General features: G+C 42.6%; 14 protein-coding genes. 7 read left to right on the top strand and 7 right to left on the bottom strand.

What is annotated here, in order from left to right; all coding sequences use genetic code 11:
- Positions 1-108: 108 nt before the first annotated feature.
- Positions 109-1,533: an aspartate ammonia-lyase gene (gene aspA, locus PluTT01m_RS21245; protein WP_011148253.1), complete on the bottom strand. Its 1,425-nt coding sequence runs from the start codon at positions 1,531-1,533 to the stop codon at positions 109-111.
- Between the two features lie 377 nt (positions 1,534-1,910).
- Here aspA and PluTT01m_RS21240 point away from each other — a divergent pair, with 377 nt between their 5' ends.
- From PluTT01m_RS21240 to PluTT01m_RS21220, 5 genes are all read left to right on the top strand, one after another.
- Positions 1,911-2,399, top strand: a complete 489-nt coding sequence (locus tag PluTT01m_RS21240; protein ID WP_011148252.1) for an FxsA family protein — start codon at positions 1,911-1,913, stop codon at positions 2,397-2,399.
- Positions 2,400-2,596: 197 nt separating this feature from the next.
- Positions 2,597-2,890, top strand: a complete 294-nt coding sequence (locus tag PluTT01m_RS21235; RefSeq protein ID WP_011148251.1) for a co-chaperone GroES — start codon at positions 2,597-2,599, stop codon at positions 2,888-2,890.
- Positions 2,891-2,939: 49 nt separating this feature from the next.
- Complete coding sequence (gene groL / locus PluTT01m_RS21230) at positions 2,940-4,586, top strand: chaperonin GroEL (protein ID WP_011148250.1); 1,647 nt, start codon at positions 2,940-2,942, stop codon at positions 4,584-4,586.
- A 673-nt stretch (positions 4,587-5,259) separates the two neighbouring features.
- Entirely contained in the window at positions 5,260-6,141 is an 882-nt protein-coding gene (locus PluTT01m_RS21225) for a LysR family transcriptional regulator (protein ID WP_198408800.1), read from the top strand.
- A gap of 783 nt (positions 6,142-6,924) precedes the next feature.
- Positions 6,925-7,269, top strand: coding sequence for a DUF4156 domain-containing protein (locus tag PluTT01m_RS21220; protein ID WP_011148248.1), 345 nt, complete (start codon positions 6,925-6,927; stop codon positions 7,267-7,269).
- A gap of 59 nt (positions 7,270-7,328) precedes the next feature.
- Here the strand turns inward: PluTT01m_RS21220 and epmB are convergent, their stop codons facing one another.
- Positions 7,329-8,357: an EF-P beta-lysylation protein EpmB gene (epmB, locus tag PluTT01m_RS21215; protein WP_011148247.1), complete on the bottom strand. Its 1,029-nt coding sequence runs from the start codon at positions 8,355-8,357 to the stop codon at positions 7,329-7,331.
- 37 nt (positions 8,358-8,394) lie between these two features.
- Between epmB and efp the strand changes: the two genes are divergently transcribed.
- Positions 8,395-8,961 carry an elongation factor P gene (gene efp, locus PluTT01m_RS21210; RefSeq protein ID WP_011148246.1) on the top strand — a complete coding sequence of 189 codons (567 nt, stop codon included), beginning with the start codon at positions 8,395-8,397 and terminating at the stop codon, positions 8,959-8,961.
- Positions 8,962-9,186: 225 nt separating this feature from the next.
- Complete coding sequence (sugE, locus tag PluTT01m_RS21205; protein ID WP_011148245.1) at positions 9,187-9,501, top strand: quaternary ammonium compound efflux SMR transporter SugE; 315 nt, start codon at positions 9,187-9,189, stop codon at positions 9,499-9,501.
- 189 nt (positions 9,502-9,690) lie between these two features.
- On the opposite strand, the gene PluTT01m_RS21200 is transcribed toward sugE, so the two are convergent.
- The 5 genes from PluTT01m_RS21200 to frdA form a co-directional block, all read right to left on the bottom strand.
- A complete protein-coding gene (locus tag PluTT01m_RS21200) occupies positions 9,691-10,575 on the bottom strand; it encodes an IS982-like element ISPlu6 family transposase (RefSeq protein ID WP_011144786.1) in 885 nt (294 codons plus the stop codon).
- A 202-nt stretch (positions 10,576-10,777) separates the two neighbouring features.
- Positions 10,778-11,131 (bottom strand): fumarate reductase subunit FrdD, encoded by a 354-nt coding sequence (gene frdD / locus PluTT01m_RS21195; protein WP_011148244.1) that lies wholly within the window; start codon positions 11,129-11,131, stop codon positions 10,778-10,780.
- A 16-nt stretch (positions 11,132-11,147) separates the two neighbouring features.
- A complete protein-coding gene (frdC, locus tag PluTT01m_RS21190) occupies positions 11,148-11,540 on the bottom strand; it encodes a fumarate reductase subunit FrdC (protein WP_011148243.1) in 393 nt (130 codons plus the stop codon).
- Between the two features lie 16 nt (positions 11,541-11,556).
- On the bottom strand, positions 11,557-12,291 hold the full coding sequence (locus PluTT01m_RS21185; RefSeq protein WP_011148242.1) for a succinate dehydrogenase/fumarate reductase iron-sulfur subunit: 735 nt from the start codon (positions 12,289-12,291) through the stop codon (positions 11,557-11,559).
- Positions 12,284-14,080, bottom strand: coding sequence for a fumarate reductase (quinol) flavoprotein subunit (gene frdA, locus PluTT01m_RS21180; RefSeq protein WP_011148241.1), 1,797 nt, complete (start codon positions 14,078-14,080; stop codon positions 12,284-12,286). Before frdA ends, PluTT01m_RS21185 begins: the two co-directional genes overlap by 8 nt.
- Positions 14,081-14,975 lie beyond the last annotated feature (895 nt).

Here is a 14,975-nt window from a genome sequence, read left to right as displayed (position 1 = left end):
AAAATTTTAGGTTAATACTTTGTGCATGTAGGGAAGTAAAAAGGCACGCTATCCAGTTGGAGTTGCGTGCCTTGTTGCTAAGAGCTATTTTTTATTATATTCAACAACTTAATCGTCAAAACGTTTTGCCTTGTAAGATGGGCATTTTAGGTTCTCTACAGAGAAGATGTCATCCAATTGAGTTTCGGTCAGTAAGCCTCGTTCCAGAACGACTTCACGAACACTTTTACCGGTTTCAGCACAAATTTTACCAACAATGTCACCATTATGGTGACCGATGAATGGGTTCAGATATGTCACGATACCGATCGAGTTGAATACGAAATTTTCGCAAACTTCTTTGTTAGCCGTGATGCCATTAACGCATTTTTCTACCAGGTTGCGGCAAGCGTTGCTTAGCAGGGAGATAGATTCAAACATGGCCTGACCGATAGCAGGTTCCATTACATTGAGCTGTAACTGGCCTGCTTCGGACGCCATAGTAACACAAATATCGTTACCAATAACTTTGAAGCAAACCTGATTCACAACTTCTGGAATAACCGGGTTCACTTTTGCCGGCATAATAGAAGAGCCTGCCTGTAATTCTGGTAGGTTGATTTCATTCAGGCCAGCACGAGGGCCAGAAGAAAGCAAACGCAGGTCATTACAAATTTTAGACAGTTTGACAGCCAGGCGCTTCAGAGCACCGTGGACCATAACGTAAGCCCCACAGTCAGAAGTGGCTTCAATCAGGTCTTCGGCTGGTACGCAAGGTAAACCTGAAACTTCCGCCAGTTTTTCAACCGCCAATTTCTGATAACCTGGTGCTGTATTCAAGCGGGTACCGATAGCAGTAGCGCCAAGGTTAATTTCCAGCAGTAATTCAGAGGTTCGGTTGAGGTTTTTAACTTCTTCTTTCAACAGGATAGAGAATGCGTTGAATTCCTGCCCCAGTGTCATGGGAACAGCATCCTGTAATTGGGTACGACCCATTTTTAGAATGTCATTAAATTCTCTGGATTTTTTATCGAAACCCACAATTAACAGCTCAATAGACTCGATCAGTTTCAGGATGGAGTTATAAACCGCGATGCGGAAGCCAGTTGGGTAGGCGTCGTTAGTTGACTGGCTTTTATTCAGATGGTCATTGGGATTCAGGTACTCATATTCGCCTTTTTTATGGCCTAACAGTTCCAGACCAATGTTTGCCAGAACCTCATTGGTATTCATGTTGAGTGAAGTACCGGCACCGCCTTGAAACACATCGACCGGAAACTGATCCATGCATCTGCCGGTATAGAGCACTTCGTCACATGCTTTGATGATGATGTCAGCAATTTTTTTAGGAATAGTTTGTAGCTCTTTGTTAGCTAAGGCTGCGGCTTTTTTTACCATCACCATGCCACGGATGAATTCGGGTACATCATTAATGGTGTTGTTACTGATATGGAAGTTTTCAATCGCACGTAAGGTGTGAATACCATAATAGGCTTCAGCAGGGACTTCTCGTTTACCTAACAGGTCTTCTTCGATACGAATGTTGTTTGACATGAGAACCTTCTTATTAGATGACGTTTTTACTGTCTAATTATGCGTTCATTAAATCATTATGTTGCCAACTGCAATAGTTGTGATATGAACTTTTTATCACCGGATTGCCGGCGTGATCATATGCTGGTTAGCAATAAATGCCTTGAATCTGGATCACTTTATAGTGGTATTTGTTTAGTCTGATTTGATATATGTGATATTTATCACAATTTTGTGTCTAATTAGAAAGATTTTCAGTGGATTGAAAACGATAACTGTGACCCCAATTATATCTTTAATAAACTGAAAAAATATTAATTTGGTTGTCCCTTGGATTTTGTTGATATGATTTATTCAGGATACAACCTGTTCATCCAAATCAATTGAAGGAGCACCAAGTGCGTTGGTTGCCATTTATCCTGATATTTTTGCTTGTCTATATCGAGTCAGCCTTATTTGTGCGTGTTGCCTCTGAACTAGGTGTACTGTTAACTCTGTTACTGGTGTTGTTTACTTCTTGTATCGGTATCTCTCTGGTACGCAGTCAGGGCATAAAGAATTTTATCCAGATCCAGCAGAAGCTGATTAATGGGGAGAGTCCGGCTGCGGAAATGATAAAGAGCGTCTCTCTTTTACTGGCGGGTTTCCTGTTACTCCTCCCCGGTTTTTTTACGGATTTTCTTGGATTGCTGTTGTTATTGCCACCGGTTCAAAAAACATTAGTGATGAAACTGATGCCACATATCAATTTCTATCGTCCTCATAATAGCGGTGGGTTTAGACGGGATAGTAATACTTTTGAGGGGGAATACGAGCGTAAGCAGGATGACCCTTCCCGAACGTTGAAAGACCATAAACCCGATGACGACGAGCATAAGCCTCATTGATAAGCGGCCATTTTCTGAATGTTTGGTTTAATCATCGGTTTTTTTCTGTGGGCAAGAAAAAAGTAAAATATTTTTTTGCCTGCCCTTGAAGTATCATAAATAGGCCCCCATTTAATTTATTATGATACTGGTTTAATGAAAGCGTACTGGTATCAATCCTCTTACCTGATATGGACTTTCTTATAGGAGAGCTATCAATGAATATTCGTCCATTGCATGATCGTGTAATCGTCAAGCGTAAAGAAGTTGAATCAAAATCTGCTGGCGGTATTGTGCTGACTGGCACTGCTGCGGGTAAATCCACTCGTGGCGAAGTTTTGGCTGTGGGCAATGGCCGCATCCTTGAAAGCGGTGATGTAAAAGCACTGTGTGTGAAAGTTGGAGATATCGTTATTTTTAACGATGGTTACGGTGTTAAATCAGAGAAGATCGACAACGAAGAAGTGTTGATCATGTCTGAAAGCGACATTCTGGCAATTGTTGAAGCGTAATTGTTGCGCTTAGATCTTCTTAACTGAACGAATTTAAAGGAAAGAAACAATGGCAGCTAAAGACGTAAAATTTGGTAGCGATGCTCGCGTTAAGATGCTACGTGGTGTAAATATTCTTGCTGATGCAGTAAAAGTAACCTTGGGCCCTAAAGGCCGTAACGTTGTGCTGGATAAATCTTTCGGTGCTCCTGCAATCACTAAAGACGGCGTTTCCGTTGCTCGTGAAATTGAACTGGAAGACAAGTTCGAAAACATGGGTGCTCAGATGGTGAAAGAAGTTGCCTCTAAAGCGAATGATGCTGCGGGCGACGGCACAACAACAGCAACTGTATTGGCTCAGTCTATTGTTACTGAAGGTCTGAAAGCCGTAGCCGCTGGTATGAATCCAATGGATCTGAAACGCGGTATTGACAAAGCCGTGGTTGCAGCAGTGGCAGAACTGAAAAAACTGTCCGTACCTTGCTCAGATTCCATCTCTATTGCTCAGGTAGGTACTATCTCCGCGAATTCCGACGAAACTGTGGGTAAATTGATCGCAGAAGCGATGGATAAAGTCGGTAAAGAAGGTGTAATCACCGTTGAAGAAGGTACTGGCCTGGAAGACGAGCTGGATGTCGTTGAAGGTATGCAGTTTGACCGTGGTTACCTCTCTCCTTATTTCATCAACAAACCAGAAAACGGTTCTGTTGAATTAGAAAACCCATATATTCTTCTGGTAGATAAAAAAATCTCCAACATCCGTGAACTGTTGCCAGTTCTGGAAGGTGTAGCTAAGGCAAGCAAGCCTTTGCTGATTGTTGCGGAAGATGTTGAAGGTGAAGCACTGGCAACTCTGGTTGTTAATACCATGCGTGGCATCGTCAAAGTTGCTGCGGTCAAAGCGCCTGGCTTCGGTGATCGCCGTAAAGCAATGCTGCATGACATTGCTGTCTTGACTAACGGTAATGTTATTTCTGAAGAGATCGGCCTAGAGTTGGAAAAAGCAACGTTGGAAGATCTGGGTCAGGCAAAACGTATCGTTATCAACAAAGATACCACAACCATCATTGATGGCGTTGGTGAAGAAGATGCAATTAAAGGCCGTGTTTCTCAGATCAATCAGCAGATCAAAGAGTCCACTTCTGATTACGACCGTGAAAAACTGCAAGAGCGCGTAGCTAAACTGGCTGGTGGTGTTGCTGTTATCAAAGTTGGTGCTGCAACAGAAGTTGAAATGAAAGAAAAACGCGCTCGCGTTGACGATGCTCTGCATGCAACTCGCGCAGCAGTAGAAGAAGGCGTGGTAGCTGGTGGTGGTGTTGCACTGGTTCGCGTTGCAGCGGCTATTGTTGGTCTGAAAGGCGATAACGAAGATCAAAACGTAGGTATCCGTGTTGCAATGCGCGCGATGGAAGCTCCTCTACGTCAGATCGTTGACAACTCAGGTGAAGAGCCATCTGTTATCGCAAACAGCGTGAAAGCAGGTGAAGGCAACTACGGTTATAACGCAACGACTGAACAGTATGGCGATATGATCGCAATGGGTATTTTGGATCCAACCAAAGTGACCCGTTCTGCACTGCAATTTGCAGCATCTATCGCTGGTCTGATGATCACCACTGAATGTATGATCACTGACCTGCCTAAAGATGATAAAGCTGATTTAGGTGCAGCAGGCGGTATGGGTGGCATGGGCGGTATGGGCGGTATGATGTAATAGCCGCATAGGTCGCTAGCCGAGCGGGTTACGTCCATCGTGGTCACCGATTAATATCATGGTGAATATTCCCACCCCGCTAAAATAGCATTTAAAAAAATTCGATATCCGGGCTGAGGTTCAAGCTTGGATATCGGTCTCCGGGTCTGATTTCAGATAGGGGTGAAAGCCTCCTGTATTTCCGTAATATTTATGAAAAACGTACGTTGAAGTGGTGTTGCTCCCAGTGATGTTGCTCCCAATATTGTGATGAAACGGCATCGTGTTTACCAAGTAATAAGTCCACTAGGATAGCTGAAGTACTTTCCCGTCAACTTTATTTTTGCTGATGTTTCAATGAACGATACAAGAGGCTGCTCTTGCTATAACGTTCTCTTCTCCTATTTCCTTCTGTAGTGCTGCTATACTCGTGATTAAAGTTTGTGCAATGCTGCACTTGAACCTGCACCATGTGAAACTGCGGTTTTACAAAGTGATTGCCCTCTTCATTAGCTTAAAAAGCGATTCAAGGTGTTAAGTAATTAAAGATGATTTGGCATAGGGGAAATTCTTAAAGAAAAAAATATTTCCTTAAACTTAGAAAAAATGAGCTTATTAGACTAAAATTCATTTATCCATAGGACTTTGGAAAATAATTCAAATATCTATGCACAAATTTAATCGATCCACCGAAATGGCTGTATTCGTTCAAGTAATTGAGTCGGAAGGTCTCTCTGCTGCTGCTCGTAAGCTCGATATGACGCCGTCAGCAGTCAGTAAGCTTATTAATCGACTTGAGATGCGACTTGGTGTACGGCTGCTGAATAGAACGACACGTAAACTTCAGTTAACGGCTGAAGGTTCTGTTTTCTATGAACGTAGTGTCAGAATTTTGGAGGACATCATAGCCGCAGAACAAGAAGCAAATCAGGGAACCGCGCTACGTGGACGGATACGTGTGAATTGTCATGTTGCGTTTGGAAAACATTGCTTGATGCCTTTACTACCGGATTTCCTGCAACGTTATCCAGAGATCACACTCGACATCTCATTATGTGACTTGATAGTGGATTTACTTGATGATCGTAGTGATGTGGCGATTCGTACCGGTCCTCTGGACGATTCATGTTTCATGGTACGCAAGTTGGGGGCAAGTCGAATGGTTGTGGTAGGATCTCCTTCATACCTTGAAAGGATGGGGATACCCTCTATGCCTAGCGATCTAGGGCGCTACAATCGACTTGGTTTTGGTTTTACCCGTCATATGAAAGCTTGGCCTTTCATCGATTCGGAAGAGTGGGGGCAACAATTGCCTTCAGGGAACTTGCTACTTGGTGATGGAGAAACCATGCGTAAAGCTGCAATAGCAGGACTTGGCTTAGCACGATTAGCTCGTTTCCATGTGGATGCTGATATTCGGAGCGGTTTGTTGCTACCTGTACTTGAGAACTATAATCCTGGCGATAAGGAAGAAATATATGCAGTTTTTGTCGGCCAAGGTAGGCAGCTCCCATCACGGGTACGGGTATTTCTGGACTATCTGACAGAGCGTATCCACATTGGTGATGGATGGTGATAGTCGGAAAATATGATGCCACGAAAATGTTTGATGGCCCATTATCGTGGTGTCAATGGAGGTATTTCTATCCAAATGGGGCACGGTTTCTTGAATCCATGTTAAAAAAGTATCATTATTTACATACAACAAAATCCACATGAAATTTAACCCTATTAATATGTGGCGTTTTTATGGGATATAACGTCAAATAATTGCTCAATAAAAAATTGTCGTGAGATATTATCGAATCACAACTGTTGATAGATGTTCTAATAGTGTTTTGAGCGAGATGGTTTAAATTTAATATCATTCGCAACATGGGAATTGAATTTATCAGATGGAAAAATAAACATAAATATGCCAACAGGAAATATACCCTATGGATTTCAAGATGGATCGCGACGGTAAGGGAGTGAATCCCCGGGAGCATAGAGAACTATGTGACCGGGGTGAGAGAGTGCAGCCAACAAAGAGGCAACTTGAAAGATGACGGGTATAATAATATTTTTAGTGTTCTATCTGTTAGTCAATATCATGGATAAAAGGCTTTTTTGATAGATAATTTATGTATTGATTAATGAGTGATGTTTTTTTGAAGATAAAGCATTTATCAAACTTATTCATGTTATTTATTCGATTATTTTTCTCTATTTTCTTACTGCATTCACCTTGGCATAAAATATTTTTGACCTAAACACTTTATTGAAGGATGACTTTATAAATTATTTTTTGCGATATTGGTGTACAACAAGGTATATTGATGATTAATTGTCGAATTTCCAACAATGGGTGAGGAAAAACATGCGAATTAAAGTTTTGCTCAGTGCTTCAGTATTGTTACTATTGGCAGGGTGTACAACGACTAACCAATTAACTTCTGGTGGTTCACAGGTTCGATTTGTTGATACTAAGCCAGGCAGCGAGTGCCAGTTATTAGGTGAAGTAACCGGTACTCAAAGCAATTGGATGACTGGTGTAAGTAATGAAAGCAGCTCAATGCGTGGGGCAGCCAATGATTTACGCAATAAAGCCGCAGTCATGGGGGGAAATGTGATTTATGGAGTCACCAGTCCGAGTGAAAGTCTGTTATCGAGCTTTGCGCCACTGGACAGTAAGATGATCGGTCAAGTCTATAAATGTCAGTAATGACATTCAGAATTTGAATGGTATGCCCGGCTGAAAAGTATCCGGGCATGAATTTTTTGTTAGTTTTGCCTTAATCCCAGATCAAGAGGTGTCTTACTCGGTTCTCCGCCGATTTCCCTTGCGAGACGTGGTACTAAATAACCTGAAATTTTTGTCAGCAATTCCCGGATAAGCCCCTTGGCTTCTTCATCATTGACCATAAAATGAGCGGCTCCTTGTACTTTATCCAGCACGTGAATGTAGTAAGGTAGAATACCTGCATCAAACAGAGCATTGCTCAGGTCAGCCAGAGTATCAGAATGATTATTGATACCGCGTAACAGCACACTTTGATTGAGTAACGTAATACCTGCTTGTTTCAGCAATATCATACTGTTCCGTAAGGATTGGTCGATCTCATTAGCATGATTGATATGTGTCACCATGATCACCTGTAATCTCGATTGTGCCAGTCGATCGCAAAGCGTTGTTGTGATCCGGGCAGGAATAACTACAGGCAGACGAGTGTGAATACGCAGTCGTTTAATATGAGAAATCTTTTCCAGATTGCTGATCAGCCAGTCAAGTTCATGATCTTTTGCCATTAAAGGATCGCCACCGGAGAAGATAATCTCATCAAGTTCAGGATGTTGCTGAATATAATCTAACGCTTGTTGCCAATTGCGTTTATTACCTTTGTTATCTTCGTATGGGAAATGACGTCGGAAGCAATAACGGCAGTTAATCGCGCATCCTCCTTTAACCAGCAACAGTGCGCGATTACGGTATTTATGTAATAGGCCGGGGACAGCACTGCGCTGTTCATCCAGAGGATCGGTAGAAAAACCCGGCGTAAGCGTGAATTCTTCTGGTGTCGTTATGACCTGAAGTAGCAGCGGATCATTAGGATCGCTTACTTGCATACGCGTAACAAAAGCTCTGGGTACCCGTAGTGGAAACAGGCGACGTGCGCCGCTCCCCTTGGTCAAGGTCGGGTGTTTATCTAAAGATAATAATTGTAATAATTCATCAGGATCGGTAATAACATCTGTAAGTTGTTTCAACCAGTCTTCTCTGATGATGATCTTTGGGGTTATAATGTGCGCCATTTTTTGGCTAAGCCATTTTGTTTAAAAGAGGATCTCCATGGCTACTTATAGTACCAATGAATTCCGTTCAGGTCTTAAAATCATGTTAGATGGCGAGCCGTGCGCTATTCTTGAAAGTGAATTCGTGAAGCCGGGTAAAGGTCAGGCGTTTGCCCGTGTCCGTATTCGTAAGCTGATTTCCGGTAAATTGCTGGAAAAGACGTTCAAATCTACTGACTCTGTAGAATCCGCTGACGTGATGGATATGAACCTGACTTACCTGTATAACGATGGTGAGTTTTGGCACTTTATGAATAACGAAACCTTCGAGCAGTTAGCTGCTGATGAAAAAGCAGTTGGCGATAATGCGAAATGGTTAGTAGAACAAGCTGAGTGTATCCTGACGCTGTGGAATGGTCAGCCTATTTCTGTGACTCCACCAAACTTTGTTGAATTAGAAATTACTGATACTGATCCAGGTCTAAAAGGTGATACCGCAGGTACGGGTGGTAAACCAGCAACCTTGAACACTGGTGCTGTAGTTAAAGTACCTCTGTTTGTTCAAATTGGTGAAGTGATTAAAGTAGATACCCGTTCTGGTGAATACGTTTCTCGCGTAAAATAATTACCGACGATATTTGATAAAAGCCGCAGTTCTGGAAGCAGGCTGTGGTTTTTCTTATACAGAGGGCATGGCTAGTCATGTCTTTTGAGCTCACGATATTGTGTTATTGATACTGCCATTTTACACGACTATAATTTATCACTGTTTCTAATGGTTATCCGGGACGACCTGGATATACTGCCGTTTTCTGGGGACGACTCCACAACACTATTATGGGGCGTTGATATGTCCTGGTTTGTTCTTGTTATTGCTGGTTTATTCGAAGTCGTCTGGGCGGTTGGCCTGAAATATACTCATGGTTTCACCCGGTTGATACCGAGCCTTATTACAGCCAGTGCTGTGGCGCTCAGTATGGGATTGCTTGCTTATGCAATGAAAGGTTTACCAATAGGTACAGCTTATGCGGTCTGGACTGGAATAGGTGCAGTGGGTACCGCTATTTTTGGCATTATAGTGTTTGGTGAATCTGCAAGCTTTGCCAGGATTTTAAGTTTTGCTCTGATTATCGCCGGTATTATCGGTCTGAAATTGTCCAGTTAATATTGAACTGCACTCCAAAGGTTTCACATTTTGGCAGTGCAGCTTCTATACCTGTCATCTTTCAAGTTGCCTCTTTGTTGGCTGCACTCACTCACCCCGGTCACATCGTTATCTATGCTCCCGGGGATTCGCTCCCTTGCCGTCGCGATGCACCTTGAAATCCATAGGGTAATATAACCCGAATTCTGCTTAATCCGTCATTGAAAAATCGTCTTCTGAGTAGAAAACTTTCAGTGATGGCTTCTTCAATTTAAGGCAGTAAGCAATCAATCCACCTAAAACGCACAACAGAAAGCCTTTTATACTTCGGTGGCGGGAATGCTCTATTTGAGAAAGAGTTTTTAATTGCCCATTAATCGTTTCAATGATAAAACGCTTTTTTAACATTATCTTATCCCACTCAGCTTGCATACTCGCTTTCATGTTACGCCGTTTTTTCGTGATGAAAGTGACATCGGTTTTAGCTAAATCGTCCGCCAATTCCTGGCTGAGGTAACCTTTGTCACCGTAAAGAGAACCCGTTAATTCTTTTGATAATTCACGAACAGGTTCCCGATCATCCACATTACCCGGAGTCACTTTAAGCGCGAGAATTTCACCCTGATGATTGACAACCAGGTGTAATTTGAAACCGTAAAACCAGCCCATTGAATTTTTTCCGCGCTTTGCTATCCCCGCAAAGACCTTATGTCGAGGGATGCGAATGTTATGGCAGACACTCAAACGGGTGGAATCAATAAAAGCAATGCCTGTGGGTTTCCCTTTTAATTGAGTCAGATAGCTGCATAATGGCACCAAAACGGAAGGAGCCACACTGACAAAACGAGGATAGCTAAGCAAGGTTGGAAAATCCTTATGGTGATATTTCCAAATATGTTCTAGATAAAAATGTTTAAAATCACGGTAATGCGACATATGAAAAAGGATCAAAATGGTCATGATTTCACTGGGATACATATGACCTTGTCGGCGGCGTAAACGATGCCCGCTATCGAGACAAAATTGTTCCCATTGAGGGATGAAAAAACGGCAAAAATCATCGACATCACAGAAAATTTCAACTAAGTTGTCCATAGCCTGTTCCCCCCTCGGAGCTGTTTTTGGTGCACACCAAAACTTTGCTCCTGGAACAGGCTTCTCGTCAATTTCTTATCCAGAATTCGGGTTAATATAGGATATTCTTTATCAAGAAATACCGACTTTTTGTAGTCGTTTCATGCCTCTTCTCCAGATGCCGCTGCATTGCAGAAATAGTGTTCAGCTCGTTGTTGTTCGACTACAGAGTAAAAACGCCGATGATAGCGACAACACTCAGAATCGCTGCCAAGCCGTAGAAAATCCATTTACTCGCAGGGATATGAATTTTCAGGTCATGCATACCGTGGTGGATACGGTGTAAACCGCACCATAGTGGTAGAATAATCATCAGCAATAGGAACGCACGACCAATAAGGCTCTGACAGAAAGCCAGAATTCGTGCGTAGCTTAACGCTTCCGGCGCGACTTCCAATGGCAAAAGGATGGCGACGAGTAAAATAATGGCTGGAGCCACAATTGCGCCCCACATACCACCGGCACCAAATAATCCCCAAAAAATCGGCTCATCGGAACGTTTAGGTATTTGATTCATTAGATCCTCCTTGAGGTTAAAGTAAGGCTATACCTAAGATAATCATGGTGACGATAATAGTGACGGCCCATAGCAGTTTGATTACTGGCCCAGAACCCATCTTTTCGCCTTTTATCACGATGTTAGCTGCTTTCGGCGCTAGCTCAAACCAGGTTTTAGTATGCAGCAGAGCACCTAGCAGAGTGATGATATTAACCAGCAGGATGACGGGATTTTGCAGGAACGTGACAAATTCATGCCAGCTTTGGGTACCACCTTTTAGAGCGAATAGACCGTATATCAGTAAGATACTGAACCACATAGTCGTCACTGCGGTACTTTCACGCAGGATATAGAAGCGGTAAAAGCCCAGTTTCTGCCACCAGTTGGGAGCCATGCTGCGGATATAAGGTTTGCGTTTAGTCGTCATTACTTTCTTTCTCCCCTTATTGTGGTTTTAGCATGGCGATCATGAAGTCTTTCGCGCTTTCGATCTTGCCTTGTTGGATAGCCGCGGCTGGATCGACATGTTTCGGACAGACCTCAGAACAGTAACCAACGAATGTACAGCTCCATACCCCATTCTGGCTATTAAGTTGGGGCATACGCTTCTTCTTACCGTGGTCTCGGTTGTCGAGGTTGTAACGGTGAGCCAGCGTGATCGCCGCCGGGCCGATAAATTCAGGGTTCAGACCAAACTGAGGGCAAGCGGCATAACATAAGCCACAGTTGATACAGCCGGAAAATTGATGATATTTTGCCATCTGTGCTGGAGTTTGAATATTTGGGCCGTCAGAAGGTCTACGGTCATTCCCAATGATGTATGGTTTGATCGCTTCCAGGCTTTCAATGAAGTGGGTCATATCAACGACCAGGTCACGTTCAATCGGAAAGTTAGCCAGCGCTTCAACTTTCATTCCTTGAGGATAATCACGCAGGAAGGTTTTACAGGCCAGTTTCGGCACACGGTTAACCATCATGCCGCAAGAACCACAGATAGCCATACGGCAAGACCAGCGGTAAGAGAGATCGGGAGCGAGATTGTCTTTAATGTAACCTAGGGCATCAAGTAGAGAAGTCTGCTCATCATAAGGAATCTCATAGGTTATAAAATGGGGTTTATGGTCACTTTCCGGGTTATAGCGCATGACCTCCATTCTCAGGGTGTTCATATCAACCATTCTCCTGCTCCTTATACTTTTTCTCTTGTGCTGCGGCTTCACCGCCATATACACGTTTTGCGGGGATGGATTTGGTGATTTTCACATCACTGTATTCTAGGTGAGGAACACTTTCAGGGTCATAGAAAGCGAGCGTATGTTTTAGGCATTTTTCATCATCACGTTCGGTACAACCTTCATCCAGACGTTGATGAGCGCCACGGGACTCTTTACGGTTTATCGCAGAGTGAATCATACATTCAGCTACATCCAGGCTAAAGCCAAGCTCAATGGTGTACAGTAGATCAGTGTTGAACACATTGCTGTTATCGGTGATTTTCACCCGTTTGAAGCGATCTTTTAGTTCAGCAATCTTATCGATCGTTTTTAGCATGAGTTCAGGGGTGCGGTAGATACCGCAGCCTTCTTCCATCGAGATACCCATTTCATCACGGATCTTCGACCAACTTTCCGTCCCTTTTTGTTTCAGCAAGTTGTTCAAACGTGCGACTACATCACATGCCTGAGCATCCAATGTGCGGTCATTAATGGGTTTGGTTTGTTGAACATGTTTTACTGCTTCTTCACCCGCCAGACGGCCAAAGACCACCAATTCAGCCAGAGAATTGGAACCAAGGCGGTTTGCACCATGCAGGCCAATGGAAGAACATTCACCAACAGCGAACAGCCCTTTAATGCGAGTTTCACATTTCTGGTCAGTTTCGATACCACCCATAGTGTAATGTGCAGTAGGCCGGACCGGAATGGGCTCTTTAACGGGATCAACACCAACATATGCCTTTGCCAGTTCACAGATGAAGGGTAGGCGTTCAAGTAATTTCTTCTCCCCCAAATGGCGTAGATCGAGATAAACCACATTGCCACGTGGAGTTGAAATAGTACGACCGGCACGCCATTCATGCCAAAAAGCCTGAGAAACTTTGTCACGGGGACCCAGTTCCATATATTTGTTTTCAGGTTTGCCTAATGGTGTCTCGGGGCCGAGGCCATAATCTTGTAAATAGCGGTAGCCATCTTTGTTGACCAAAATTCCGCCTTCACCACGACAACCTTCTGTCATTAGGATACCGGAACCCGGCAGTCCGGTTGGATGATACTGAACAAACTCCATATCACGCAGTGGTACGCCGTGACGGAATGCCATGCCCATACCATCACCGGTCACGATACCGCCGTTGGTATTGTAACGGTATACACGGCCTGCGCCACCAGTTGCCATAATAACGGCATTAGCCCTGATCTGAATTTTGGTGCCTTCCATCATATTCAGCGCAACTAGGCCGCGCGCTTGTCCTTCATCTACCAGAATATCGAGGACAAAATGCTCATCAAAGCGTTGAATTTGAGGATACTTAAGGGAGGTTTGGAATAGCGTGTGTAACATGTGGAAGCCAGTTTTATCCGCAGCGAACCAAGTGCGCTCTATCTTCATACCACCAAAACGACGCACGTTGACGGAACCATCTTCCTTACGGCTCCACGGACAGCCCCACTGTTCTAGTTGGATCATTTCTGTCGGGCAATGTTCGACGAAATATTCAACAACATCTTGCTCGCATAACCAGTCACCACCGGATACGGTATCGTTGAAATGGAAGTCATAGGAGTCGTGAGCTTGGGTGACTGCTGCTGATCCACCTTCCGCTGCCACAGTGTGGCTACGCATTGGGTAAACTTTTGAGATCAGAGCAATCTTCATCTGAGGATTAGCCTCAGCGGCGGCAATTGCGGCTCGTAGGCCTGCGCCTCCGGCTCCGATAATCGCGAGATCGGCATTAAAGATTTGCACTGTGCTTCTCCATTATTTGAGTGAAATTAATTAGTAAGCAAAATTGTCGTAACTTTCCTAAATGTTGTTGTTATTTTTCATATGCAAAATTCTGTAGGTAAAATCTGGTGATTTAACGGTCAAGGGAAGCTGTTTATTACTGTTTACATTGAATTAAGTATAGCGGGTTCTAAGTGAGGTAAATTTGATATGAAAGGGTATTTTGTCGGATTTGATCACTAAAACTTGATCTAAGACAGGAATTAGTGACTTTAATTTATCATTGACCGACAGAGCTATTACCTAGGGGGGAAATTGAGAGGATCACTTGTAGAGCTGACTATCAAGGCCATACAATATGAATTTGGCTTGAATGGTATTTTTTTATCGATATTAGAAATTATTTAAATGCAGCGAGATTTAAAATTTTTATTTTAATTTGATAATGTTGTAGTTAATAATTTTAAATTATTTTTTTATTTTCTATGATTGTTTTTTAAATTAAATATAGAAATGACTTCTGTTTGTTTTATGAATATTATAATTGAAAATAAAATAATCATGATAAAATTAATTTAGACGCGTATTGCCGTTTTAAAGTGACCACATTAATTGCATAAATAATGATTTTTACTTGAGTTTTTTATGGTGGACAAGTAAAACTGGCCACTATTATTTTTTCTTATTTTCACACTAATAATATCAGCTATTTAATATATCAGATAAAAACCTGTTACTTATTTCAAGATAATTAGGTAATAATGGAATTTAAGGCTATTTATAATGTTGAAGTTAATGATTTTAAATAATTTTTTATTTTATTTATAGTTTGTGGTTTTATAGTTTAAATGTGGGAGTTATTCATGCTTAATGAATATTATAATTAAACATTAAATAATTATACCCGTAATCATTG

The organism is Photorhabdus laumondii subsp. laumondii, from assembly GCF_003343245.1.
GTDB classification, from domain to species: domain Bacteria; phylum Pseudomonadota; class Gammaproteobacteria; order Enterobacterales; family Enterobacteriaceae; genus Photorhabdus; species Photorhabdus laumondii.
The sequence above is the reverse complement of the archived record's forward strand: the minus strand, read 5'-3'. Positions and strand labels throughout refer to the sequence as shown.